We start from the raw sequence: 24190 nt of genomic DNA, 5'->3' as shown, positions 1-24190 counted from the left end.
GGGGGCGCCGTTTGCAGCCGGGCGGCCCGGATCAGTGGGTGACCTCGTCAATCAGCTTGCCCGGGTTCATGATGTGCTGCGGGTCGATGGCCGCCTTGATGGCGCGCATCACGGCAAGGGCGGGGCCGTGCTCGAGCTCCTGGTACTTCATCTTGCCGAGGCCGACGCCGTGCTCACCGGTGCAGGTGCCGCCGAGCTGGAGCGCGTAGTGCACCACCTCCTCGTTGAACGCGTGCACCCGCTGGACGTCGGCCGGATCGTTCGTGTCGATGGCGATGCTGACGTGGAAGTTTCCGTCGCCGACGTGGCCGACGATGGCTCCGCGGACGCCGGTCTCTTTCAGACGGCGTTGGGCGAAGGTGCACGCGTCGGGCAGCTTCGAGAGCGGAACGCACACGTCCGTCGACATGTGCCCGAACCCCGGAAACTGGTGCATGAAGGCGTACAGGGCGTTGTGGCGCATCTCCCACATCTCGTGGCGCGCCTCTTCGTCGATCACGAAGTCGAACGACAGGCACCCTTCCTCGCGGGCGATCTCCTGTGCCAACTCGACGTCGATCTGCACGCCCTGCTCGCTGCCCCGGAATTCGATAAGCAGCGTCGGCACGACCGGAAAGTCGACGCCTTTATACTTGTTGAACGCGGTGACGAACTCCTGGCTGAGCAGCTCGATGCGCGCGACCGGGATGCCGGCGCCGACAATGGCGGTGGCGGCGTTCACACACGATTGGAAGTCGCGGAACTGGGCGCGGGCGGCGATGGTCTTCTCCGGGATGCCGTACACCTTCAGCCACAGTTCGGTGATCACGCCGAGCGTGCCTTCGGACCCGACGAACAGGGCGGTCAGGTTGTAGCCGGAGGAGGATTTTGCGGCGAGCGAGGCGGTCTGGATCACCTGGCCGTCCGGGAGCACGACCTGCAAGGCGCGGACGTTGTCGCGCATCGCGCCGTAGCGGACGGTGGTGGTGCCGCTGGCGTTGGTCGCCGCCATACCGCCCAGGGATGCGTCGGAACCGGGATCGACCGGGAAGAACAGGCCGTACCGTTTCAGCGCGTCGTTGAGCTGGTTCTTGGTGACGCCGGGTTGAACGCGCACGAGGAAATCGTCCGGACGCACCTCGAGGATGCGGTTCATGCGCGTCAGATCGATGCTGATGCCGCCGCGCACCGGGACGACGTGGCCTTCGAGGCCGGTGCCCGTGCCAAACGGGACCACCGGGATCCGGTGTTCGGCCGCGTACCGGACCACCTTCACCACGTCCTCGGTGGACTCGGGGAACACCACCACGTCCGGCCGTCCGCCGCGGTGGTAGGATTCATCGTGGCTGTGCTGTTCGAGAATGCTCTCCCCCGCGGACACCTGCCCGGGGCTGAGCAAACGCGCGAGATCTTCCGTCAGGGTGGGGATGGGTGTCGACATGCCAACGCCTCCATCGTCTGATCGTTTCTGGTTACGCTCGCGATGCTTTCCCGAGACTGCGTATGCATGTATCATTATAGCGCAGCAGAAAAGTTTGACGACGGAATCTGCGAGGAGGGCGAGCGCATGTACACGTTCACGGGACAGGTGGTGTGGGTGACCGGCAGCAGCACGGGCATTGGCCGGGCTGCGGCGCTGGCCTTCGCCGAGCACGGCGCCGACGTGGTCGTGCACGGCAACGAGAACCGCGAGGCCGCGCAGGCGTTGGCCGGCGAGATCGAACGCATGGGAAGGCGGAGCCTGGCGGTGGCCGGGGACGTGGCGGACGGCACGCAGGTGGCGGAAATGGTGGCGCAGGTGCGCGATCACTTCGGCCGGCTCGACGTGCTAGTCAACAACGCCGGCGCGCTGATCCGGCGGGCGAGATTGGAAGAGTTGGAAGAAGATTTGTGGGATCGGGTGATGGACGTCAACCTGAAGTCCGTCTACCTGGTGACGCGGGCGGCGCTGCCGATGCTGAAGACGAGCCGGGGGCGCGTCATCAACGTCACGTCGGTGGCGGCGCGCAACGGCGGCGGCCCGGGCAGCATCGCCTACGCGACGGCGAAGGCGGGGGTGAGCAACCTGACGCGGGCGCTGGCGAAGGACCTGGCGGAGTACGGAATCCTGGTGAACGCCATCGCCCCGGGGGTGATTGACACGCCCTTTCACGAGCGCTTCACGCCGCGCGACGCGTACGAGGCGATGGTCCGCCAGATCCCCTTGGGGCGCGCCGGTACGCCGGAGGAGTCGGTGGGCGCCATCCTCTTTCTCGCCTCGCCGCACGCGCGCTACATCACGGGCGAGATCATCGAGGTCAACGGCGGCCAGCTGATGAGCTGATGGCCCGCGCGGGTATGACCGCGGCTTCCGCCGGCCGGTGGCCATCGGTGCCGGGGTGGCGCAGCTTGTGGCGTGACGTCAACGCCGCCAATGTGGCGGCCGGCGTGGTGTCTGCGCTGTTGGCGATGACCGGGCCGGTGTTGCTGTTGCTGCAGGCGGCCACGGCCGCCGGCTTCACACCGCGGCAGACGGTGTCTTGGGTGTTCGCGGCCTATGCGGCGGGCGGCCTGTTCAGTATCGTGATGCCACTGCGCTACCGGATCCCGGTGACGGGGGCGCATTCGCTGACGGGGGTCGCCTACCTGGCGGGGGTGGCGAGTCACTTCACCTTTCCGCAATTGGTGGGCGGCTACGTCATGTCGGCGCTCCTCATCCTGCTGCTTGGCGTGACGGGGGTCTACGCACGGCTGCTCGCCTGGGTGCCGGGGCCCGTCGTCTCCGCCATGTTGGCGGGTCTCATCGCGCCCTACGTCGCCAACCTGGCCGTCGCCGCGCGCGCCCTGCCGTTGATCGCCGCCTGCACGTTCGCGGGCTACCTGGCGGCCGCCCGATGGGCAGGCCGGGTGCCCCCGGTCGCGGGGGCGGTGGTGGGCGGTTTCGCGGCGCTCGTGTGCACGCACGGCATCACGCTGGGGCACGGCTCGGGCTGGCTATGGCCGCACGCGCAGGTGCCGGCCTTTACCCTCCCTGGCCTGTACGCGGTGGCCTTGCCCTTGGCACTTTTGATCCTGGGCAACGACATCACGCCCGGACTGGGCGCGCTGACCAGCTTCGGCTTCCGACCGCCCGTACGGTCGTTGGTCGCGTGCAGCGGCATCGCCAGCCTCGCCGCGAGCATGTTCGGTGGCCACTGCGCCAATGTGGCCGGGATGATGACGGCCATCTGCGCCGACGAGGCGGCTGGCCCGCCCGCCGCCCGCTACGTCGCATCCATGGTCTCCGGGCTGCTTTTGATCCTGTTTGGCCTGTTCGCTTTCGTCGTGGTCCCCTTCTTCAGCGCCCTTCCGTCCGCATTCCTCACCTTATTGGCCGGCTGCTCTCTCCTCGGCCCGTTTGCCAACAGCCTGCGCGCATCGTTCGCCGAGGGATCCCATCTGTTGGCGAGCGCGGTGACATTTGCGATCGCGCTGTCAAACGTCACCGTGTTCCACATCGGCGCCGCCATCTGGGCGCTCGCCGCCGGGTGCCTGACCGCGCGCCTGCTCGGCCCGCGCCCGTAAGCGGGCCCGAGCGGGCGCGAGCGGGCGCGGGTCCGATGGGGACGAGCCCGGCGAATCTGCCTGGCGGCCGTCCGCCGATGCCGCCGGTTCAGTCGGCGCTGCCGATGCCCGCCTCGACAGCGTCCCGCGTTTCCACGAATGGGCGGCCGTGCCAGTGCTCGAGGAGGAGATCGACCAAATTCGGGTCGAATTGACGCCCGCGCTGCTCACGAAAGTAATGGAACACCTGCTGTTCCGGCCACGGGTCTTTGTACGGACGCCGGCTGAGCAACGCGTCCAGCACATCGGCGATCGCGGTCAGACGGGCGGCCAGCGGAATGTCCGCACCGGCCAAGCCGCGGGGATACCCGGTTCCATCCCAACGCTCATGATGGCACCAGGCGATGTCCAGCGCATGGGCGAACAGCCGTCGGGCAGACGGATCCTGCGCAAGTTGCCACTGTTGGATGACACGCTCCAGCATGTCCCGCCCGCTTTCGGTGTGGCCGCGCACGTACGCGTATTCCGCCGAGTGGAGCCGATCGGGTTTCAAGAGGATCTCCCGCGCGATCGCCGCCTTTCCGATGTCGTGCGCGACGCTGGCCATCGCGATGGGCTCCACTTCTTCTTCAGGCAGAAGGCCACGCGCACTCGCCAGCCGGGCGAGCCAACGCACGTACGCCTGCACCCGGGCCACATGGTCCGCCAGACCCGGGATGCCCCATTCGGCGACCTGAGCGAGCGCGGACAGAAACGCGGCGGAAAAACGAAGCTCGCGGGTCACATCATCTGCCACCCAAGGGCCTTCCGATGTCTCTTCTTGCCACACGGTGACTGCATTCTTCGAGGACCGTTTGGTGCGGAGCAGGGCTTGGTCGGCGCGTTGTATCAACGCTTTATTCAAGGGGCCCGCCGCCACGCCCACGCTGGCGCGGAGATAGAGTGGCTGCCCTCCTCGGCCCAGGTCGGCAGGAAACCCGGTCAAACGATGGTGAATGTCGTGCACCCGTCGCTTCACCGGCTCCTCAGACTCAGAACACGGAAGCAGCAGCAAGAACTCGTCCCCTCCCCACCGGATCACGGCGTCCTCCGGACACACGCTGGCCTGCAGACGGCGGGCGGTTTCTTGGAGGAACCGGTCGCCCGCATCGTGTCCGTAGGTGTCATTGACGAATTTGAAGTCGTCCAGGTCGATGATCACGGCCACCACCCGCTTGCCGGCGTGCTTATGCATCCACAGGTCAGCCCCGCGCCGATTGAGGCAGCGCGTCAGTGGGTCGAGCGTGCTCTCCCGCCATACCCGCTCACGGTTGCGCCGCTCGTAGCAATAGGCCGCAAAGAGGAGGGTGGTGACGACCGCAGAGACCAGGTCGAACAGCGACATCCTCAGGCGAGGGAGGAACACGCCCATCACTGGCAGGGCCCAGACGAGCGGGGCGGCCCGCAAGGGAAAGGCCTTCAGCGCCCGGAGAACAACGGCCAGCGCCAGGGGAGCGCACATCGCGATCTTGGTGGTCCAGGCAGCCCCGGGCCACGCGGCGCACAAGGAGACACATCCGGCCAGCGTGACCAACGTCACTGCGGTCGCCGGCCCTCGCTTTCGCTCAGCCAGTCGATGCAGGTCCATGAGGACCATCGCGGTGATGGGCAAGATGGTGACACTTAGACCGTCAATGGCCCATTCCCATGCACCCAGCGCCAGGAACACGATCGCGGAATCCAATATATCCCATGTCCAGATGGCGAGTGGAGATAACCATCGGAACCGGCGCAGCCGCGAAACGGCCTCCAGAAATCCGACGATGCCCGCCGCCACCCAGCAGGCATGAATGACGTTCACCACCCACACGGTGCGTTTCCTCCTCTCCGCCTCTCCATACGGAATCCTGAAGGAGCGAGCGCGCGGAAGCCAGTGCCTTCTGAGGCATTTCGATGTAGTCCAAATGATGCACATCCCCCTCAACTGACCAATTTGGCACAGAATTTGCTTATTTCGCTATGATGGACGCGTCGCCTCCGGAGCGCAGCGGGTGCCCATCCACGGCGAAGCATGCTGTCGCCTCCGGACAAAGGCGGCGCACAAGGAGGGATTCGGATGGAATTTCCGAAGTGGCGGCGGGTGCGCCAGCATTTCGAAGGACCCGTGGTCGAAGACATCCCCGCCCGCGTGCGAGCAGAATTGCTGCGCGTTTTGGCCCCTGCGGACGCTCCGCCGCGGGAGCCCGGCGGGCTGGGCTTGGCACATCCGCGCGTTTGGCCCGGGATGCGGGTGGCCATCACGGCGGGCAGCCGCGGGATCGCCAACATCCCCCTCATTCTGCAATCGGTGGTGCGCACTTTGAAACAATTGGGGGCCGAGCCGTTCATCGTCCCGGCGATGGGCAGCCACGGTGGGGCCACCGCCGAGGGGCAGCGGGAGGTACTGGAGAGCCTCGGCGTGACGGAGGACTTCTGCGAGGCGCCCATCCGCTCCTCGATGGATGTGGTGCAGATCGGGACGACGCCGCAGGGTATGCCCGTCTTCATGGACGCTCAAGCTGCGGGGGCGGATGGCGTCGTCGTGGTCGGGCGGGTGAAGCTGCATACCGATTTCAAGTCGCCCATCGGGATCGAAAGCGGCTTGATGAAGATGATGGCCATCGGGCTCGGCAAGCACCGGCAGGCCCTGGAGATCCACGCGTACGGGGTGCCGGGCATCCGCGATCACATGCCTGAGGTGGCGAAGGTGGTGCTCGCCTCCGGCAAGGTCCTGTGCGGCTTGGCCATCCTGGAGAACGCCTTCGAGCAGACCGCTCACATTGAGGCCGTCGAGCCCGCGCGCATCCCGGAGCGCGAGCCGGAACTGCTGCGCCAGTCGGCCGCCTGGATGCCGAAGCTGCCGGTGGACGATGTGGACCTGCTGATTGTCGACGAGATCGGCAAGAACTACAGCGGCACCGGCATGGACACCAACATCATCGGCCGCATCCGCATTCACGGCGTGCCGGAGCCTGAGCGGCCGCGCATCCAGTACATCTTCGCGCGCGACCTGAGCGAGGCGTCCCACGGGAACGCGCTCGGCATCGGGCTGGCTGACCTGACGACGCGGCGGTTGCTCGAGAAGATCGATTTCCAGAAGATGAACGAAAACGTCATCACCAGCACCTTTTTGCAGCGGGCGGCCATCCCGATTGTCCTCGATTGCGATTGCGATGCCATCCAGGCGGCCCTGCGCTGCCTGTGGGGCGTGGCGCCGAAGCGGGCGAGGATCCTCCGCATCCCCAGCACCCTGCAGTTGGAGTGGCTGTACGTGTCGGAGGCGGTGTGGGAAGACCTCGAGGGCAGGCCGGGCATCGAGGCGGCGGGGCCATTCACCGAGATGGCGTTCGACGCGGACGGCAACCTGTTGACCTTCGAGAGCGCGTGAAAGAGGAGGATGACACAATGAAAGTGATCTGCATCGGCGACGCGATGATTCCAGGGGCGGACTTCACGAAGGCCGCGGAGGCGCTTGGACCGGCGGAGCGGGTGACCGCCGACTGGGAGACGGATTGGCCGCGGCTGCAGCACCGGCGGCTGGTGGTGGAGCAGCAGGGACCTGGCGTCGAGCCGGTGCCGGAGGCGTTTCGCGCGCACCCGGACGCCGAGATGGTGCTGGGGCTGTTCTGCCCGTTCTCGGCCGAAGGCATGGACGCGCTGCCGAACCTGCGCCTGATCGGGGTGGCGCGAGCGGGGACGGAGAATGTCGATCTCGCCGCCGCCACGGCGCGCGACATCGTGGTCCTGAACGTCCTCGGGCGCAACGCGGAGGCGGTGTCCGACTTCGCGGTGGGCTTGATGCTCGCCGAGGCGCGCAACATCGGCCGTGCCCACGCCGCCATCAAGAGCGGGCAGTGGCGCAAGCAGTTCCCGAACTCCGCGTTCGTGCCGGAGCTGCGCGGAAAGACCGTCGGCATCGTTGGGTTCGGCCACATCGGCCGCCTGGTGGCCAAGAAGCTGTCCGGATTCGGCGTCAACCTCCTGGCGTTCGATCCGTGGGTGAATCCGGCAGACGTGGAGGCATTGGGCGCCCGGCCGGTCGACAAGGCCACCCTCTTCACCGAGGCGGATTTCATCACTCTGCACGCCCGGCTCACGCCGGAGAGCCGGCACCTGGTGGGCAGGGAGGAGATCGCGCGCATGAAGCCGACGGCCATCCTCGTCAACACGGCCCGCTCCGGCCTCGTCGACACGGACGCCCTGGTGGCGGCCCTGCAAGAGGGGCGGATCGCGGGGCGGCGCTCGACGTGTTTGACGTGGAGCCTATCCCGGAGGGGCATCCCTTGCTCGCGCTCGACAATGTCACGCTCACCTCGCACATTGCGGGGACGACGCGGGAGGCACTAACCCGGTCGCCCGAGCTGTTGGTAAACGAGGTGGTGAACCTGCTCGAGGGCCGCAAGGCGGCTGTAAAGAACCCGGAGGTGCTGGAACGGCCGAAGGTGCAGGCGTGGCTGCGCGAGGCCGCGGCGGCGCTGGGGCGGGGTGCGCGCGATGGCCAGTGACCTGCGGGACCAGGCGGGCGCGGACTTCGGACGGGGCGCTGGGACGGAGACGGCAGGCGCGTCCTCGGTTCCGGCTCGGTTCGCCCCCTTCGGCACGATGCTTCGGCAGGCGGCGGCCGGCGGGTACGCCGTGGCGGCCTTCAACGTGTACGACCTGGCGACGTTCCGGGCGGCCGTCGCCGCCGCCCGGCGCCGGAAGGCACCGGTCATCCTGGCGCTCGGCGAGCGGTACTTCCATCTGATGCGGCCGCGCACGGCGGTCGCCCTGCTGCAGGCACTCTTGGAGGAGGCGGCCGGATCGGCCGGCGAAGGCGTGGCCGCCTCCGAAGGCGAGGTGGCCGGCGCGGCAGACGGGGACGCGCGAACCCCGGGGTCCTCGCTGTGGCGCCCCGCCATCGGCCTCCACCTCGATCACGCCGCCTCCCCCGAGCACTGCCTGGAGGCCATCGAGGCCGGGTTCAGCAGCGTGATGATCGACGCTTCTCACCTGCCCTTCGAGGAGAACGTGCGCGTCACGAAGGCGGTCGTCGACGCCGCCCACGCCCGCGGCGCCGGCGTGGAGGCGGAACTGGGCGGGATCGCGGCGGGCGAAGCGAGCCACGAGTTTTCGGACGGTACGGAAGCGTTGACCGACCCGGACCAGGCGGCGGCGTTCGTCGCGGCCACCGGCGTCGACGCTCTGGCGGTCTCGGTCGGTACGGTGCACGGCCTGTACCGGGGCGAGCCGCACATCGATCTCCCGCGCCTGGAGGCCATCCGGGCACGGGTGGATGTGCCGCTGGTGCTGCACGGCGGCTCGGGGACGCCGGCGGACCTGTTGAAGGCGGCCATCGCGCGCGGTGTCGCCAAGGTGAACGTCAACACCGAGATCTCGCTGGCGGCGGTGCAGCGCATCGCGAGCACGGTGGCCGAGCGGCCGAAGGCGCACCTGTCGGAGCTGACCGTGGCGGCGGAAGGGGCGGCGCAGGAGGTCATGGAGGCGTACATCGACCGCTTCCTGTGGCCGGGGCCGGACGTGGGCAGCGGGCAGACAAGCGATGTCCGGCCGGCTGGTCCGGAGACACCGCGTGAACGGGCCGCCGGAGGCCCTGCGGCCGGCGGGCAGGCGGTGGAGCGGTGACCCGCCGGGGCTTTGTGCTGGTGCTCGACATCGGGACCACCGGAGCCCGGGCCATGCTGTTCGACGCGGCCGGGCAGGTGGGCGGGTTCGCCTACGAGGAGTACCAGAGCCTGCACCGGGCGCCGAACGTGATCGATCACGATCCGGTCACATGGCTCGAGGCCGTCGCGCGGACGGTGCCCGCGGCGCTGGACGCCGCCCGGGTGGACGGCGAGGACGTGGCGGCGGTGGCGGTGACCTCCCAGCGGGCGACGGTGATGCCGGTGGACGCGGCCGGTCAGCCGCTCGCCCCAGCCGTGCTGTGGCAGGACAAGCGCACGCGTCCCCAGTGCGAACGGTTGGCGGCCGTCATCGGGGAGGAGGAGGTGTACCGTCGGACGGGGCTGCGCATCGACCCGTACTTCTCGCTGCCGAAGCTGATGTGGTTCGCCGAGTCGCATCCGGAGATCTACCGGGCGGCGTACCGGTTCGTGACGGTGCACGACCTGGTCGTCCATCACCTGACCGGGGTGTTCGCGACGGAGTACACCCAGGCCTCGCGGACGATGCTGTTTGACGTGGCCCGCCTGGCCTGGGACGAGGATCTCGCGCGGGCGGCGGGGCTATCCGCCGTGCCGCTGCCGGAGGACGTGCGGCCAACCGGGTCCGTGGCAGGCGGGCTCACCGAGGCGGCCGCGAAACAGTTCGGGCTTCGTCCGGGGACCCCGGTGGTCATGGCCGGGGGCGATCAGCAGTGCGCGGCGGTCGGCCTGGGCGTGGTCGCGCCGGGGCTGGTGAAGGTGACGACGGGGACCGGATCGTTCGTGGTCGCGCCCGTCGCGCAGCCGGTGTTCGATCCCGCGCGGCGCGTGCTCCTCAGCGCCTCCGCTCTGCCGGGACAGTGGATCCTGGAGGCGGGCATCTTCACGACGGGGGCGGTCTTGCGCTGGTTTCGTGATCAACTGGGCCACGCCGAGGTGGAGGCGGCCCAGGCGGCGGGAGCGGACGCGTACGACCTGCTCACCGCCGAAGCGGCCGAGGCGGAACCGGGGGCAGGGGGCCTGCTCTGGCTGCCGCACTTCGCGGGCAGCGCGGCACCCCACTGGGACCCGGAGGCGCGGGGGGTGGTCTACGGGCTGACCCTCGCTCACACCCGCAAGGACCTGGCGCGCGCCGTGCTCGAGGGCGTCGCGATGGAGATCGGGATGAACCTGGCGGTGATGCGGACACTCGTCGGCGGGCGATTGGCAGAGGTGCGCGTCAGCGGGGGCATGGTCCGAAGCGAGCTGTTCAATCAGATCCAGGCGGACGTCTACGGGTGTGCGGTGGTGCCGGGCCGGCTGGAGCAGGCGACGGCGCTGGGCGCCGCGGCGCTCGCCTGGACGGCGGTCGGGGTCTACTCGGACGCGGCCGAGGCGGCGAGGCGGATGGGTGGATTGGACGAGCCGCGCCGGCGTCAGCCGGACGCCGGGCGGCACGCCTTCTACCGGGATCGAATGCGGCTGCACGAAGCGGTGTACCGCGCGCTGGCGGCCTACGCGAGGTAGGCCGCCTTGACTTCTTCGTTCTCGAGGAGCGTGCGCGCGGCGTCGGTCATGCGGATCTCCCCGTTTTGGATCACGTACCCGCGATGCGCGAGTTGCAAGGCCTGAAAGGCGTTCTGCTCCACCAGGAGCAGGGTGGTTCCGCGCTGGTTCAGATCCTTCAGGATGTCGAAGATCTGCTCCACCACCACCGGAGCGAGCCCCATGGACGGTTCGTCCAAGAGGAGCAGCGACGGTTCGCTCATCAGCGCGCGGCCGATGGCGAGCATCTGCTGCTCGCCGCCGCTGAGGGTGCCTGCCTTTTGGTTCAGCCGCTCCTTGAGCCGCGGAAAACAGGCGAACACCTGCTCCAGTCGCCGCTTGACGAGGGATTTGTCGCGGACGGAAAAGGCGCCGATGTCGAGGTTCTCTTTGACGGTCAACCGTGAGAAGATCCGCCGTCCTTCGGGCACGTGGCCGATGCCCTGCGACACCACCTCGTGCGTCGGCTGGTTGGTGATGTCGCGCCCCTGAAAGGTTACGCGCCCTTCGCGGACCTTGACCTGGGCGCAGATGGCCCGCAGGGTGGTCGTCTTGCCAGCGCCGTTTGCGCCGATGAGGGTGACGATCTCCCCTTGCTCGACCGTCAGGGAGACCCCTTTGAGGGCATGCACGCCGCCGTAGTACACATGCACGTTCTCCAGGACCAAAAAGCTCACGGTGCACTCCCTCCTTCTCTCAGGCGCCGGAAACGGCGCCGCGGCCGAGGTACGCCTCGATGACGCGGGGGTTATTCCGGATCTCCTCCGGCGGGCCTTCCGCGATGGCCCGGCCGTAGTCGAGCACCAGGATGTGCTCGGAGATGTTCATGACCAGTTTCATGTCGTGCTCGATGAGCACCACTGTCAGGCCGAAATCCTCCCGCAGCCGGTGAATCATCTCGGTCAGCTCGCGGGTCTCGCGCGGGCTCATGCCAGCCGCCGGCTCATCGAGCAGCAGCAGCTTCGGATGGGTCGCCAGCGCCCGGGCGATCTCCAGGCGGCGCTGGGTCCCATAGGGCAAGTTCTTCGCGATCTCGTTCGCGTACGGCGCGAGCCCCATGTATTCGAGCAGCCAGTACGCCTCGCCGATGGCCCGCCGCTCCTCCTGGCGGATCTGCCGGCGGCCGAGCAGAATGCCGGGGATGCGCGCCGACAGCCGCCCGTGCATGGCGACGAGCACGTTGTCGAGGACCGGGAGATCCGCGAACAAGCGGATGTTCTGGAACGTGCGCGCGATCCCGAGCATCGTCACCTGGTCGGGGCGGAGGCCGACAAGCGGCTTGCCCTCCAAGCGGATGTCGCCCCGGTCGGGTTGATAGACTCCGGTGATGAGGTTGAAGAAGGTTGTCTTGCCCGCGCCGTTGGGGCCGATCACGGCCGTCACCGAACCCTTGCGCACCTGGAAGTTGACGTCGTCGAGGGCGACGAGGCCCCCGAATTGCTTGTGAACACCGCTGACCTCGAGCACGTTCAAAGGGATGCCCCCTCCTTTGCCCCTTCTTGTCCTGCGGCGTGGCCGGAGGTGTAGCCGGGTGCTGTCGGGCGGCCGCCGTCTCGCCGAACGCCGCTGGCGGTCTCTCGCCACTCGGCCGCCAAACGCGATAGAACCGCGTCGTCGTAGCGCCGGGTCTTGGCGGGGATCATGCCCTGCGGCCGGAACACGGCGAACAGGATCAGGATGATGCCGAAGATCAGGCGCTGCATCTTGGCCGGCGACAGGGCGGACGGGAAATTGATCACGCCGGCCGTCGTCAGGGTGTTCAGCCAGTTGGTCAGCTCCGGCATCAGCTGGATGTTCAGGAGGGTGACGAGGCACGCCCCCACGACGACGCCGGGCAGACTGCCCATACCGCCGAGGATGACCATCACGAGGATGGTGATGGATTCGAGCATGGTGAAGCTGGTCGGGTCGATGAACGCCTGCTTCGCGGCGAACACGACGCCCATGAGGCCGGAGAAGCTGGCGCCGACGGCGAAGGCGACCAGTTTCGTGCGCACCAGGGGAACGCCCATCGCCTGCGCGGCGATTTCATCTTCACGCACCGCCTTCCAGGCGCGCCCGACGCGGGAGTGCTCGAGCCGCTGGACGGCGTACAGGACGATCGCCAACAGCACCAGCACCAGGTAGTAAAACTGGTGCGGGAAGGACAGCGAGATGCCGAAGAAGCGGGGTGCCTGCACCGACGAGATCCCGATGGCGCCGTTGGTGATGTTGACCGGCTTGTCGAGGTTGTTGAAGATGATGCGGATGATCTCACCGAAGCCGAGGGTCACGATGGCCAGGTAGTCTCCCTTGACCCGGAGCACCGGCAGGCCGAGCAGCACGCCGAACAGGGCGGCCACAAACAGGCCCACGGGCAGGCACAGCCAGAACAGATCGCCGGAGAGCGGGAAGTGATGGCCGGCGATGACGTGGTTGGCCTGGTCGGAGAAGAAGATGGCGTACGTGTACGCCCCGAGGGCGAAGAAGGCGATGAACCCGAGGTCGAGCAGCCCGGCGAAGCCGACGACGACGTTGAGACCTACTGCCATCGCAACGTAGATGCCCATCTGCGTGGCGACTTCCATGAACGATTCGTAGGACGATCCATTGGACGCGCACACCGGCAACAGGACGGCGACGACCACGCCGGCCCAAACCCATTTCACCCTGCGCGGGAGATCGCTGTAGTACAGCAGCAACAGGGACACGAGCAGCAGCAGGAACCAGAGGATGGACAGGCCAGCAAAGGCGAGTCCTGCGGCCGAAAGGGCAGTGTACGCCGCCAACAGCACCGCCTGTGCGCGCGGGTCGCGAAGGAATGCGCGAAGTCGAGGCATCCGGTCCTTCATCTCTCACACCTTCTCCTTTACGGCCTGTCCAAACAGACCTTCCGGTTTGAACAACAGGACCGCGATGAGGATGAGGAAGGCGAACACGTCCTTGTACTCCGCACCCAGCACCCCACCGGTCAGGGGCCCCAACTCGGCCGACGCGAACATCTCGAGGATGCCGATCACGAACCCGCCGAACATCGCCCCGCGGATGTTGCCGATGCCGCCGAGCACCGCTGCGGTGAACGCCTTGAGGCCGAGGATGAAGCCGATGTACGGATCGATGGTGCCGTACTGCTGCGCGAACAGGACTCCCGTGGCTCCCCCGAGGGCGGAGCCCATGAAGAACGTCAGGGCGATCACGCGGTTGACGTTGATGGACATCAGCGCCGCAGTATCCTTGTCCTGTGCGACCGCCCGCATCGCCGTGCCCCACTTGGTCTTGCGCACGAACAGATCGAGACCGGCCATCATCACTACGGCTGCTCCGAGGACGAACAGGGCGTTGGACTTGACGGTGACGGACCCGAAGTTCACCTCCGAGCCGTAGAGGGTGACGCCGGTGACGATGTAGTTCCCGGTGCGCCACTCGGCGATGAAGCGGACGACATCCTGCAGCACGAACGACACGCCGATGGCGGAGATGAGCGGGATGAGCCGCGGGGCATTGCGGAGCGGGCGGTAGGCGACGCGTTCGATGCCCATGCCGAGCAGCCCCGTTAGGGCCATCGCCACCAGCATCGTCAACAGGAGGACCAGCAGTTTCGGCAGATGCGCGAGCCAGCCAGCCCCGTTCAACACCAGCAGGATGGCGGTACCGATGAAGGCGCCGCTCATGAAGATCTCGCCGTGTGCGAAGTTGATCAGTTCCAAGATGCCGTATACCATGGTGTAGCCGAGGGCGACGGTCGCGTACACCGCGCCCAGGGTGACCCCGTCCACCAGGACCTGCGGCAAGCTCTGCAAGGTTTGCGCTATCACCCGCATCCCTCCACGTTCGATTCTGTATTTGGGACCACCGGCCGCGGGTGAAGGGCCGGGAGACGAGCCCTCGGCCCTTCACCTGGGCTGTTTCGGCATTCGATGGGACAGGGATGCGCCGGAATTACGACTGCTTCGACATGGCGGCGACCTGGGTGCCCGGGTACTTGGTGCCTTCGAACTTGTACACGTACACGTTCGCGTACTTGTTGTCACCCTTGTTGTCGAATCCGACCTTGGTCACGATGCCCTGGAAGTCCTGGATGGAACGGACGGCGTCGCGCACCTGTTCGCGGGTCGGTTTCTTGCCGCCGTTGGCCTGTATGGCGTTCTCAATGCCCTTGAGGAGGACCTGCGCGCAGTCGTAGCCGTACGCGGAGTACGACTCGACGGGCTTGCCGAACTTCTGCTGATAGCGTTCGGCCCACTGCTTGCCGGCGTCGGTTTTGGTGACGTCCGCGGCGACTGACGTGTAATAGGTGTTGGTGATGGCCGAGCCGGCGATTTGAACCATTGTCGAGGAGTCGAGGCCGTCACCGCCCATGATGGGGATGTTCAGCCCCTTCGCGCGGGCCTGCTGGACAATGAGGCCGCCCTCGGCGTACAGGCCGCCGAAGTAGATGAGGTCAGGCTTGGCGGCTTTGGCGTTGTTGAGCACGCCGTTGAAGTCCTTCTCACCGACGGTGATGCCCTCATAGCCGACAATCTGCGCGCCCAGTTTCTGCGCAGCATCCTTGAAGGCGTCCGCCAAGCCCTGGCCGTACGCGGTCTTGTCCTGAATGACGAAGATCTTCTTGGCTCCGAGCTGCTGCACGGCGTACTGAGCGCCGGCCGGACCCTGGAAATCGTCGCGAGCGCAGATGCGGTTGACCGTCTTCAACCCGCGGTCGGTCACCTGCGTGGCGGTGTTGGCCGGAGAGACCATCGGAATGGCATATTTCTCGTACACTTCTGAAGACGGGATGGCGACGCCGGAGTTCAGGTGGCCGACCACGCCCAGGATGTCCTGGTCGGACGCAATCATCTGGGCGTTGGCGACGCCTTTTTTCGGATCGCCCTGGTCGTCGTACGGCACCAACTCCAGCGTGAAGCCGAGCTTCTTGAACTCATCCTGCTTGTCCTCGACGGCCAGCTGGGCGCCGAGCTTGATGGCTTCGCCGAGGGTGGCGTTCGATCCGGACAGCGGCGACTGTGTGGCGATCTTGATGACGTTGCCGCCGCCCCCTCCGCCTCCGCCGCTGGCGTTATTCCCCGCGCCTCCACCGCCGCCCGCCCCGCAGGCGGAGACCAAGAGTGCGGCCGAGGCCACGGCAAACCAAGAGATCATCCGATTCCGTTTCACATCACGACCTCCCTTTTCGTGTCCCCACCCGGATGATAGTCCGTGGCATCCCGTTTGGATGCTATCGAGTGGTTTTCTCCGAGCGGGTTTTCGTCTCGATTCGACAGCTCCGTCGATGGCGATGTCCGCATCGAAGGCGGGCCATCGACGTCGAGCCAGGCGCCGATGACCCAGACTACGACGACCTGGGTATCGATAGCCGAACAGAATATGACGATTTAAATGATGATTTGGATGATTCGTACTTCATCTCGCCGACAATTGGGTTTACCCTCACCCCCTTCCGGCAGCCACCGGAGCACGGGCTGGTCAGGCAAGCTGACCTCTCTCTCGTCTGGCGGGAGTTCTCGAAACAGTTGAAAATGAGGTTCACTATGCGACGAATTATACCTATCAAACAATATAAGTCAAGTTTTATTTCATCCGTGACGCGAATATTTCGTGTAAAACAAACAGGTGGCGGTAGAAATATGTAAGGTATAGATGAGGTAGTGGCGAGAATTTCCGCGAACAGTGTAGAATTTATGTTTGGTGTGTTATGTTTTATGACATATCGAATGCGCTTTGGATCATGCAGAATTCTGCGATGATGGCACGATTTTTGCATGAGTCAACTCTCGCAGACGTTCGTGTGAGAGGGCTGGCACGTGGCCCCCGGAATCCATCGGCGAGATTCTGGAACGCCGGTGGCTGGATCGTGCGTTTCAATTTGCACCGCGTGCAACGGGGTGATCGGCACGCCCGCGCAATTGTGCCTTGGACTTCCGGGCCGGCTTGGCGCCGCCAGGCCCTCCTGTGAGTACATCAGATAAGGAAGTGACCTTCGTGTCCGAACGATTGCGGATCGAAAGCCCCGTCAATCCGTATCAGTGGAATGTGCAGGGGAAAGCAAACGAGCCCATCACGGTGGCGGGGCTCCTGGACAAGGCGCGGCAGATCTTGGGCGCCGAAGTGGCGCATCTGCCGGTGACGTGGACGCTCGACGAGATCTTCACCCGCCTCGAGAACAACGCGCCGCGCGTCGCCATCATCGGCGGATCGTGGGACCACCCGGCCCACGTCATGGACCTGTGGACGGTGCTGCGGGCGGCGATGTCCCTGTGGCAGCACGGGGCGGTGCCGTTCTACTGCGCGACGCCGGTTTTGTGTGACGGGACGGCGCAGAACACGATGGGCATGAGCTACTCGCTGCAGAGCCGCAACGCCATCGCCCAGATGGTGGTCAATCACCTGGAAGCGCAGAGTTACCACGGGGCGTTCGTGGTACAGAGTTGTGACAAGCAGCCGCTGGCGGTGGTGTGCGCGCTGGCGCACCTGGACGTGCTGCGGCGGCTGCGCGGCGAGGCGCCGGTGTGGGCGACGTTCGCGCCGGTGCACGTGCTGCGCGGGGGGACCATTCCCAAGAAGCTGCGGGCGGAGCTGGAGCAGGTGGCCCGGCGGGCGGAGGAGATGGGGCATGAGGACATCGGGATGGATCTGCGCGACGCGATGTCGTACATCCTCCAGTGCTCGTCCAACACGGCGTTCCAGGGCGTGTTCGTGCGGGCGGTGGCGAAGGGGGTCATCACGCACGAGCAGCACAAGCTGTACGAACAGGTGTTGGCGGTCAACACCTGCCACCCGGATGGCGGCATCTGCGCCTTCCACGGCACGGGCAACAGCTCCCGCGACATGACGGCGGGGCTGGGGTTGGCGCACCCGGAAGTGGAGCTCCTGACGGTGCCGCCGACGTACGAGCAGATCGACAAGGTGGTCAGGGATTACATCGGCCTCTTGAACAAGCCGGAGTTCAGCGTGTCGGAGCTGGTGAAGAAAAACATCCGCAACGCCATCCGGTTCCACAGTGCGGCCGGGGGATCGACGAACCTCATGATGCATCTGGTGGCGGCGATGGTGTACGCCGGCGTGCCGTACAGCGTGTACGACATCGAGCGGGTCCTCAAGGAGCACCCGGTGCCGGATCTGTTCGATTACAGCCTGACGCAGGGGCGGGACATCTTCCAGCTGGCCTTGCAGTGCTCGGCGGGGTACTCGCGCGGCATGGAGACCTTGATGTACGAGCTGGTGCGAAACGGCGTCCCGATGGACCTCGACGCGCCGACGGTCACGGGGACCACCTGGCGCGAACGGCTGGCCGACAAGAAGGGCCTGGCAGCGGACAACGTCAAGGACAATCCCATCATTCTATCCAATCCGCGCCGCCCATTCAGCGGCGTGGACGTGCTGCGCAGCAACTTCTTCGAGTCGGCCGTGGTGAAGATCAGCGGCATGCCGACGGAGCAGCTCGACGAGTTCGACGAGAAGCTTGCGGTGGTCGTCTACTACGAGAACGAGGAGGAGGCCAACCAAAATCTGCTCGACGTGAACCTGACGGACCGCTGGCGGGAGGCGCGCCTGGTGGACGAGGCAGTGCTGCGCCAGATCTACCGGTTGAACGGCGGGCCGGGCGAGCCCGAGGGGGACTACGATGCGCTGTTTGACCGGATGATTTCCGAGCGGCTGCTGAAGGTGGCCGTCATCGTCGGCGGCCAGGGCCCGGAGGCGTTCGGCATGCCGGAGATGTTCACGCCGATGCAGCACATCAACGCGAACCGGCAATTGCAGAAGCTGACGGTGCTGCTCAGCGACGGGCGCTACTCGGGGGTCACGTACGGGGCGGCCATCGGCCATGTGACGCCGGAGGCGCTGCACGGCGGCGGGATCCTGTACCTGCGTGACGGAGACGTGGTGCAGCTCGGCTTCCGGCGCAAGCGCATCGACCTGCTCGATCCCGCCGCTTTGCGGACGGGCCGCGTCGTCCCGGCCGGGGACGGGTGGCGAGCGGATCGCGAGGACCTGGCGGCGGCGCGCAAGCGGCGGCTGGTGCAGCGTCAGCACCAGGTGGCTGCGAGCAACCGTCTGTCGCACTGCACGGACGCGGCGCACGGGGTGGTGCCGCAGGCGGTCTGGGATGAAGCGGTCTGGTACACGGAGCAGGCTGGCGAGGCGGGGCAGCCGGAGGCGGCGGTGTCGAAGGCGTGAGGTGAGCAGCGGGGCGGCTCGGGGCCGGAGCATGGGACGGGTCCGGGCCGCCGGCGCGATGGATCGGACGATACCGAGCGGGATCGATGGCACCCTATGAAGACAACCAGGAGGAGGACGAGGGTGATGTACGATGAAACGCGAGCTGCTTTGAAGCGGCTGGGTTTGCCGGAACGGGACGGGGTGGACCTCGGCCCGAGTTCGAAGCGATTTGCGGACGGGGCGCAGGTGCGGGTGGAGATCCCGAGCTGCGAAGGCCCCAAGGTGTTGCGGGCGGTGCTGGAGGAGGCGGAGCGGCTCGATGTGCGGGTCCACCGGGTGTCGCAGGGCAGCGGCGTGCTCCTGATGACCGACGAGGAGATCCGGGAGATGGCCAAGCTCGGCGCAGAGGCGGGCATCGAGGTGAGCCTGTTCATCGGGCCGCGCGCGGGGTGGCACCTGAGTCCGCTGGCAAAATCGGACTCGGGCGGCATCGTCAGGAGCCGAACCCTCGGGGCGGAACAGATTGTGCAGTCGGTGGAGGAGGTCAAGCGGGCGTATGCGCTTGGCATCCGCAGCGTGCTGGTGGCGGACGACGGCCTGCTGTGGGTGCTGGGCGAGATGCGCCGGCGGGGCGATCTCCCGGCCGACATGAAGTACAAGGTGTCGGTGATGATCGGCGTGGCGAACCCGGCGACGGCGATGCTCCTGGAGCGGTACGGGGCGGACACCATCAACGTGGGCACGGATCTCAACCTGGCCCAACTCGCTGCGGTGCGGGCGGCGACGTCGGTTCCGCTCGACATCTACGTGGAGGTGCCGGACGACGTGGGCGGGTTCGTGCGCTACTACGAGATCCCGGATCTCATTCCGCTGACGAGCCCGGTGTACATCAAGTTCGGGTTGCGGAATGCGCCGAACATCTACCCGTCGGGCGGGCACCTGGAGGACCTGGCGGTGAAGCTGGGCCGCGAGCGCGTGCGCCGGGCGCGGATTGGGCAGGAATTGATTGAGCGGTACTGCCCGGGTGTCGTCATGAGCAAGCCGGGCGAGCGGTGCGAGGACTTGGCGGTGCCGGTGGTGCGGTAAGATAGATAGTCGTCGGAGTGACGGCGGTGCGGAGCGCGCCGCCGGTTTGATTCGGATCGAGCGTGTGCGGGAGCGGGCGACCGGAGATGTGCCGAGCGCTTCGCACAGGGATGGAGGTGTCAGGGATGCCATGGACGACGGCGTTCACTCAGCGCCTGGGGGTCAGCCTGCCCATCGCGCTCGCGCCGATGGCGGGTGTGGCGGGCGGGGAGTTGGCGGCGGCCGTGTCAGAGGCGGGCGGATTCGGCATCGTGGCGGGCGGCTACGCCAAGGAGGAGCAATTCCTTCCGGAAATTGAGAAGGTCAAGCGAAAGACGGGCCGGCCGTGGGGGATCGGGTTTTTGACCTGGGCCCTGGAGAAAAACCCCAAGGCCCTGGATGCCGCGTTGGAACACCGGCCGGCTGCGGTGTTTCTGTCCTGCGGCGACCCGTGCCCGTGGGTGGATACCATTCACGCGGCGGGCGCGCGGCTCATCTGCCAGGTGACCAGCGTGCGCGAGGCGGCGCGGGCGCGGGACGCGGGGGCGGACGTGTTGGTCGCACAAGGGCAGGAGGCGGGCGGCCACGGCGACAGCATGCGCGGGACCTTCAGCCTGGTGCCGGCGGTGGTGGATGTGGCGCCGTCGATCCCGGTGCTCGCCGCCGGCGCCGTGGCGGACGGGAGGGGCCTGGTGGCGGCGCTGGCGTTCGGGGCCGCGGGAGTGCTGGTCGGAACCCGTTTCTACGCGGCCGCCGAGGCGCTCGGCCACCCGGCCGCGAAGGCGCGCCTCGTGATGTCCGGCGGAGACGACACGGTGCGCACCCGGGTGTTCGACATTGTGCGCGACACCGGTTGGCCCGAGCGGTACCCGGGGCGGGCGCTGCGCAACCGCCTCTACGAAGAGTGGAACGGGCGCGAGGACGAACTGCGCGCGAAGTTGGACGAGGTTCGTCCCGCGTACCAAGCGGCCGTGGCCGCCGGAGATTTCGACACCGCCGTGGTGTGGGCCGGCGAGGGGATCGATTTGATTCATGACGTGGAGCCCGCCGGAGAGATCGTCCGGCGCATGGTGTTGTACGCCGAGGCGTGCCTCTCCCGCGTCAACGCCATCCATCGGCCGTCTTTGTGACGGCACCCCGAGCCTGAGGACGATCCGTTCCGCTGGTGAACACCCCCGCGCCCCCGCGCGGGCGTCACTCCGGCTGCCCGTCCGGGTCGCTGGCCGCCGTCTGTGTGACCGGGTCTTCGAAGGCCGCCTCGTCCCCGGCGTCTCCGCTCTCCTCGATCGCCCGGTGGTGATGCGCGATGCGGCTGGCGGCCGCGGCGGCGACGGCGGCGACGAGATCGTCCAGGAAGGTGTGCACCTCGCCGGCAGACTTGTCGTTCAGCCGGTGGAGGATGCCGTGCTTGACCTTATCGATGTAACCGTAGTTCGTGTAGCCGATGCTGCCATAGATGTTCAGGATGGACAGCGCCAATATCTCATCGATGCCGTACAGGCTTTCGTCCGTCTCAATCACTTGCTGCAGCGGCCAGGACAAGACGCCACGCTCCGCGAGTTTGTCCAGCTCAACGCCCGTCAGGATGGCGTGCTGCACCTCGCGCTTTTTCAACACCTTTTCCACGTGCGGCACGCACATCTCGGGCGTCAGCCCGGGGACGTAGTCGCGCTGCAGAAAGTACACGATCTCGGCGATATCCCGGATGTGCACTCCTCGTTCCTCCAGAGCCTTGAGCGTCGCTTGGTGCAACTGCTGACTGCGGATGGAAGACGGCATGTGTGTTCCCCCTTTGACCTTACAGGCGCCCGTCGTCACGCAGCGCCCGGAAGGGACGCCCGGCAGGCAGACGGTCTCCTTACAATATTGCCACAAGTTTCGCGAGTGTTCCGTGCGGGAAATCCATCCAGGGTTTGCTCGCCGTCCAGGGGGCGGGCTATGCTAGAATCCATAGACCAGTTCGATGAGGGGGCGATCACGCTGGACACACCTCATTCGGCCTCCCGGTTCGCCCTGCGCTTTGTCGATGTGACCCGGCGGGTGCGTGCGGACGGGCGGGACAGAACCCTGTTGCAAGATGTGCGAGGCGCTGTGCGGGCCGGGACCATTGTCACCGTCGTGGGGCCTTCCGGCGCCGGCAAGAGCACCCTGCTCGCTCTGTGCAACCTGATGCAGACCCCGGATGCGGGCGAGGTCTTCGTGTGGGAGCGGGAGGTGCGCCAGTGGCCCCTGCGGGCCCTCCGCCGGCGGGTCGGCCTGGTGATGCAGCAGCCGGTGATGCTCCCGGGCACCGTGTACGACAACCTGGCCGCCGCGGCGCGGCTTCACGGCGAGCCGGAACCGGACGGGCGGGCGCTGCTTGACCTCGTGGGACTGCCCGAGGACCTAATGCAGCGTCCAGCGGCCGAGCTGTCCGGTGGGCAGAAACAGCGAATTGCCCTCGCCCGCAATTTGGCCAACCGGCCGGACATCCTGTTGCTCGACGAGGCGACGTCCGCCCTGGACCGGTCGTCGGCCGCCGCGGTGGAGGAGTTGGTCGTCCGCCAGGTCCGCGAGCGCGGCCTGACGGTGCTGTGGGTCACGCACGACCTCGCTCAGGCGCGCCGAATCGGCGACGAGACGTGGCTCGTCGTGGACGGACGCGTGGTGGAGCAGGGCCCGACCGCCGCGTTGTTTGACGGTCCCCAGACCGAGTGGGGCCGCCGGTTCCTGCTCGGCCACGTGGATCTCGGCCAGACGGATGCGGAAGGGGATGCGGGCCGATGAGCCTGTGGGCGCTGGCGATGACCCTGGCGTTTGTCGCCGCCGCGTTGGCGTTGTCCATCTGGCAGCGGCTGGGGTTGGAAAAGGATATGGTCGTCGCGGCCGTGCGGGCGACCGTGCAATTGCTGGCCATCGGGTATGTGTTGAAATTCGTCTTCCATGTCGATCACGCGGCCCTCACGGCAGCCATGGTGCTGCTGATGTCGGTCGTGGCCGCGGACAACGCCAGCCGCCGCGGCCAGGGCTTGGCCGGGCGTTTTTGGCGCGTGTGGGTGGCCGTGATGGCCACCGAGATCGCCACCCAGGGGTTTCTCCTGGCCGCCCGCGTCATCCCGCCGAAGCCCGCGTACGTCATCCCCATCAGCGGCATGATCATCGGCAACGCCATGGTCGCCTCGGCGCTGTTCCTCAATCGCCTGCGCGGGGAGGCGCAGGCGCGCCGGGACGAGATGACGGTGCTGCTCTGCCTCGGCGCGACGCCGCGGCAGGCGTCGCGGGCGGTGGTCAAAGCGGCCGTCAAGGCGAGCATGATTCCGACCATCGACAGCACGAAGACCATGGGCCTGGTGCAGCTGCCCGGGATGATGACCGGGCAGATCATCGCCGGGGCCGACCCGATTCAGGCGGTGCGGTACCAACTCCTGATTGTGTTCGCCCTCATCGCCTCGGCCGCCATCACGACGATGGTCCTCGGCGCCTTGACGTACGGCCGGCTGTTCAATGAACACCAGCAGCCGGTGGTGTGACGGCGGGTTGGTTTTGATGCACCCTGGCGTCAGCGTTTTGGCACGAGGGCGCGCCCGAGCGTGGACAGCCGGGCCAGCACGAACCAACGGCGCTCCTGCCGGCGGCGAAATGCGGGCAGGGCGCGGTACGTGTGGATGCACTGATGCAGCGCCCGCTGGGCCTGCTCATGGTCGCCGAGCCGCCGGTACAGGGTAGCCAGGCGGTACCACGCCTCGCAGGAGGACTGGTTGTACTGTTGCGCCAGGCGCAGGTCGGCGAGGGCCTGCTCGGGATGGTCCACGGCGTGCAGGCTGGCGAGCCGCAGGTACGGTTCGCCGTAGAACAGGTTCGGCTGCTGGTGCACGGCCTGGCGGATGAGCCCTTCGCCTGCCTGCGGCTCGCCCAAGCCGATTCGGCAGAGGCCTTCCTCGTACAGGACATCGGGGGAGTTCCGAAGGGAGTCCGGGAGCTGTTGGAGCAGTGCGATACACGCCTGGTGGCGGTGCTGTGCCAGGTAGATCCGGGCGAGTTCGTGGCGCGCGTCGGCGTCGTGGGGATTGAGATCGAGCTGGCGCCGCAGCTCACTCGCCCGGCGCCAGCGGGAGAAGGGCCGCCCGAGGTTGGGCAGGAGGCCGATGTAGCGCCGGTCAATCAGGTAGTACACCGCGATGAGCACCAGGATCGCCACCAGCGGATTCCCCAGGATCACCGTGAGCCACCGCCACAGGAAAAACCCCACCGCAAGCTTGAACACACCCTCGCCCCCTTGAGGAAGCTGCCACGATTTTCTCCATCATATCACGAGAAAA

Annotated in this window: 20 protein-coding genes and 1 pseudogene; 12 read left to right on the top strand and 9 right to left on the bottom strand. The window is 67.0% G+C overall.

The window, feature by feature from the left end; all coding sequences use genetic code 11:
- Positions 1–31 precede the first annotated feature (31 nt).
- A complete protein-coding gene (locus N687_RS0107575; protein ID WP_029421282.1) occupies positions 32–1420 on the bottom strand; it encodes an FAD-binding oxidoreductase in 1389 nt (462 codons plus the stop codon).
- A gap of 126 nt (positions 1421–1546) precedes the next feature.
- On the opposite strand from N687_RS0107575, the gene N687_RS0107570 reads away from it, so the two are divergent.
- Entirely contained in the window at positions 1547–2302 is a 756-nt protein-coding gene (locus N687_RS0107570; protein ID WP_029421281.1) for an SDR family NAD(P)-dependent oxidoreductase, read from the top strand.
- A gap of 65 nt (positions 2303–2367) precedes the next feature.
- Positions 2368–3522: a benzoate/H(+) symporter BenE family transporter gene (locus N687_RS0107565; protein WP_197029233.1), complete on the top strand. Its 1155-nt coding sequence runs from the start codon at positions 2368–2370 to the stop codon at positions 3520–3522.
- 88 nt (positions 3523–3610) lie between these two features.
- Here N687_RS0107565 and N687_RS22040 read toward each other — a convergent pair whose 3' ends face one another.
- On the bottom strand, positions 3611–5350 hold the full coding sequence (locus N687_RS22040) for a diguanylate cyclase domain-containing protein (protein WP_051663037.1): 1740 nt from the start codon (positions 5348–5350) through the stop codon (positions 3611–3613).
- A 246-nt stretch (positions 5351–5596) separates the two neighbouring features.
- On the opposite strand from N687_RS22040, the gene N687_RS0107555 reads away from it, so the two are divergent.
- The 5 genes and pseudogenes from N687_RS0107555 (at position 5597) to N687_RS0107540 (ending at position 10670) form a co-directional block, all read left to right on the top strand.
- Positions 5597–6907, top strand: a complete 1311-nt coding sequence (locus N687_RS0107555) for a lactate racemase domain-containing protein (protein WP_029421278.1) — start codon at positions 5597–5599, stop codon at positions 6905–6907.
- A gap of 17 nt (positions 6908–6924) precedes the next feature.
- Positions 6925–7784, top strand: a pseudogene (locus tag N687_RS20825) (2-hydroxyacid dehydrogenase); the annotation flags it as partial.
- An 18-nt stretch (positions 7785–7802) separates the two neighbouring features.
- Positions 7803–8024 carry a hypothetical protein gene (locus N687_RS24365; RefSeq protein ID WP_197029231.1) on the top strand — a complete coding sequence of 74 codons (222 nt, stop codon included), beginning with the start codon at positions 7803–7805 and terminating at the stop codon, positions 8022–8024.
- A complete protein-coding gene (locus N687_RS0107545) occupies positions 8014–9144 on the top strand; it encodes a class II fructose-bisphosphate aldolase (RefSeq protein ID WP_051663036.1) in 1131 nt (376 codons plus the stop codon). Before N687_RS24365 ends, N687_RS0107545 begins: the two co-directional genes overlap by 11 nt.
- Entirely contained in the window at positions 9141–10670 is a 1530-nt protein-coding gene (locus tag N687_RS0107540; protein WP_029421276.1) for an FGGY-family carbohydrate kinase, read from the top strand. The genes N687_RS0107545 and N687_RS0107540 overlap by 4 nt, the downstream gene beginning before the upstream one ends.
- On the opposite strand, the gene N687_RS0107535 is transcribed toward N687_RS0107540, so the two are convergent.
- The 5 genes from N687_RS0107535 to N687_RS0107515 all read right to left on the bottom strand — a co-directional run bounded on the left by N687_RS0107535 (position 10658) and on the right by N687_RS0107515 (position 15809).
- Entirely contained in the window at positions 10658–11365 is a 708-nt protein-coding gene (locus N687_RS0107535) for an ABC transporter ATP-binding protein (RefSeq protein ID WP_029421275.1), read from the bottom strand. The genes N687_RS0107540 and N687_RS0107535 overlap by 13 nt on opposite strands.
- Before the next feature lie 19 nt (positions 11366–11384).
- Positions 11385–12161 (bottom strand): ABC transporter ATP-binding protein, encoded by a 777-nt coding sequence (locus N687_RS0107530; protein WP_029421274.1) that lies wholly within the window; start codon positions 12159–12161, stop codon positions 11385–11387.
- Positions 12158–13519: a branched-chain amino acid ABC transporter permease gene (locus N687_RS0107525; protein WP_231493427.1), complete on the bottom strand. Its 1362-nt coding sequence runs from the start codon at positions 13517–13519 to the stop codon at positions 12158–12160. Before N687_RS0107525 ends, N687_RS0107530 begins: the two co-directional genes overlap by 4 nt.
- 3 nt (positions 13520–13522) lie before the next feature.
- Positions 13523–14488 (bottom strand): branched-chain amino acid ABC transporter permease, encoded by a 966-nt coding sequence (locus tag N687_RS0107520; protein ID WP_029421272.1) that lies wholly within the window; start codon positions 14486–14488, stop codon positions 13523–13525.
- Positions 14489–14606: 118 nt separating this feature from the next.
- Positions 14607–15809: a branched-chain amino acid ABC transporter substrate-binding protein gene (locus tag N687_RS0107515; RefSeq protein ID WP_029421271.1), complete on the bottom strand. Its 1203-nt coding sequence runs from the start codon at positions 15807–15809 to the stop codon at positions 14607–14609.
- 840 nt (positions 15810–16649) lie between these two features.
- On the opposite strand from N687_RS0107515, the gene N687_RS0107510 reads away from it, so the two are divergent.
- The 3 genes from N687_RS0107510 to N687_RS0107500 all read left to right on the top strand — a co-directional run bounded on the left by N687_RS0107510 (position 16650) and on the right by N687_RS0107500 (position 21022).
- The gene (locus N687_RS0107510; RefSeq protein WP_029421270.1) at positions 16650–18845 is read left to right on the top strand and encodes a dihydroxy-acid dehydratase; all 2196 of its coding nucleotides are present in this window, start codon (positions 16650–16652) and stop codon (positions 18843–18845) included.
- 126 nt (positions 18846–18971) lie between these two features.
- On the top strand, positions 18972–19913 hold the full coding sequence (locus tag N687_RS0107505; protein ID WP_029421269.1) for a U32 family peptidase: 942 nt from the start codon (positions 18972–18974) through the stop codon (positions 19911–19913).
- Positions 19914–20038: 125 nt separating this feature from the next.
- Positions 20039–21022 carry an NAD(P)H-dependent flavin oxidoreductase gene (locus N687_RS0107500; protein ID WP_029421268.1) on the top strand — a complete coding sequence of 328 codons (984 nt, stop codon included), beginning with the start codon at positions 20039–20041 and terminating at the stop codon, positions 21020–21022.
- Between the two features lie 64 nt (positions 21023–21086).
- On the opposite strand, the gene N687_RS0107495 is transcribed toward N687_RS0107500, so the two are convergent.
- Positions 21087–21671 carry a phosphatidylglycerophosphatase A gene (locus N687_RS0107495; protein ID WP_051663035.1) on the bottom strand — a complete coding sequence of 195 codons (585 nt, stop codon included), beginning with the start codon at positions 21669–21671 and terminating at the stop codon, positions 21087–21089.
- A 159-nt stretch (positions 21672–21830) separates the two neighbouring features.
- Here N687_RS0107495 and N687_RS0107490 point away from each other — a divergent pair, with 159 nt between their 5' ends.
- Both N687_RS0107490 and N687_RS0107485 read left to right on the top strand, forming a co-directional pair.
- A complete protein-coding gene (locus N687_RS0107490) occupies positions 21831–22658 on the top strand; it encodes an ABC transporter ATP-binding protein (RefSeq protein ID WP_081841225.1) in 828 nt (275 codons plus the stop codon).
- A complete protein-coding gene (locus N687_RS0107485; protein WP_029421265.1) occupies positions 22655–23401 on the top strand; it encodes an ABC transporter permease in 747 nt (248 codons plus the stop codon). Before N687_RS0107490 ends, N687_RS0107485 begins: the two co-directional genes overlap by 4 nt.
- Before the next feature lie 29 nt (positions 23402–23430).
- On the opposite strand, the gene N687_RS0107480 is transcribed toward N687_RS0107485, so the two are convergent.
- Positions 23431–24135, bottom strand: coding sequence for a tetratricopeptide repeat protein (locus tag N687_RS0107480; RefSeq protein WP_029421264.1), 705 nt, complete (start codon positions 24133–24135; stop codon positions 23431–23433).
- Positions 24136–24190 lie beyond the last annotated feature (55 nt).

The organism is Alicyclobacillus macrosporangiidus CPP55, from assembly GCF_000702485.1.
In the GTDB taxonomy this organism is placed as follows: Bacteria; Bacillota; Bacilli; order Alicyclobacillales; family Alicyclobacillaceae; genus Alicyclobacillus_H; species Alicyclobacillus_H macrosporangiidus_B.
This window is presented reverse-complemented; position numbering and strand designations above follow the sequence as displayed.

Bases quoted from the DNA above. Each gene is read 5' to 3' on its own strand.
- N687_RS0107525 (WP_231493427.1), bottom strand. From the start codon at position 13,519: ATGAAGGACCGGATGCCTCGACTTCGCGCATTCCTTCGCGACCCGCGC.
- N687_RS0107495 (WP_051663035.1), bottom strand. From the start codon at position 21,671: ATGCCGTCTTCCATCCGCAGTCAGCAGTTGCACCAAGCGACGCTCAAG.
- N687_RS0107555 (WP_029421278.1), top strand. From the start codon at position 5,597: ATGGAATTTCCGAAGTGGCGGCGGGTGCGCCAGCATTTCGAAGGACCC.
- N687_RS0107570 (WP_029421281.1), top strand. From the start codon at position 1,547: ATGTACACGTTCACGGGACAGGTGGTGTGGGTGACCGGCAGCAGCACG.
- N687_RS0107485 (WP_029421265.1), top strand. From the start codon at position 22,655: ATGAGCCTGTGGGCGCTGGCGATGACCCTGGCGTTTGTCGCCGCCGCG.
- N687_RS0107500 (WP_029421268.1), top strand. From the start codon at position 20,039: ATGCCATGGACGACGGCGTTCACTCAGCGCCTGGGGGTCAGCCTGCCC.
- N687_RS0107515 (WP_029421271.1), bottom strand. From the start codon at position 15,809: ATGATCTCTTGGTTTGCCGTGGCCTCGGCCGCACTCTTGGTCTCCGCC.
- N687_RS0107545 (WP_051663036.1), top strand. From the start codon at position 8,014: ATGGCCAGTGACCTGCGGGACCAGGCGGGCGCGGACTTCGGACGGGGC.
- N687_RS0107575 (WP_029421282.1), bottom strand. From the start codon at position 1,420: ATGTCGACACCCATCCCCACCCTGACGGAAGATCTCGCGCGTTTGCTC.
- N687_RS0107520 (WP_029421272.1), bottom strand. From the start codon at position 14,488: ATGCGGGTGATAGCGCAAACCTTGCAGAGCTTGCCGCAGGTCCTGGTG.
- N687_RS0107505 (WP_029421269.1), top strand. From the start codon at position 18,972: ATGTACGATGAAACGCGAGCTGCTTTGAAGCGGCTGGGTTTGCCGGAA.
- N687_RS0107490 (WP_081841225.1), top strand. From the start codon at position 21,831: ATGCTAGAATCCATAGACCAGTTCGATGAGGGGGCGATCACGCTGGAC.